Origin of the sequence: Paraburkholderia sp. SIMBA_054, assembly GCF_046534875.1 — a bacterium.
Lineage (GTDB): Bacteria > Pseudomonadota > Gammaproteobacteria > Burkholderiales > Burkholderiaceae > Paraburkholderia > Paraburkholderia hospita.
The window spans coordinates 1-264 of record NZ_JAWRXV010000967.1; the positions used below are offsets into that span (position 1 = coordinate 1).

A 264-nucleotide genomic window follows, 5' to 3' on the forward strand; every position below is an offset into this window, starting at 1 on the left:
CTGCAGCGTGACGTCGGTGATGAGCGCGGGCCATTGCAGTAAGCGCGCGAGGCCGTACCCGACCGTATGCAGCGGATGCGCGACCATCGTCGCGATGTCGGCTGTGAGCCTGCGTCCGGGCTGGTCCTTGAGCATCAGCGCTTCCTTGCAGCGAATCAGCGCCTCCGAGCCCGCACTCGCCTCGCCGTACCAGCGCGAATAGAGCCACACGCGAGAATTGAGCAGTTGTTCGCGCTCCATCATTTCGCGCTTCGGCGCGAACTG

The 264-nt window shown here is 64.8% G+C and carries 1 pseudogene; it reads right to left on the bottom strand.

What is annotated here, in order from left to right:
- A pseudogene (locus SB822_RS58005) lies at positions 1 to 264 on the bottom strand (GMC family oxidoreductase); the annotation flags it as partial.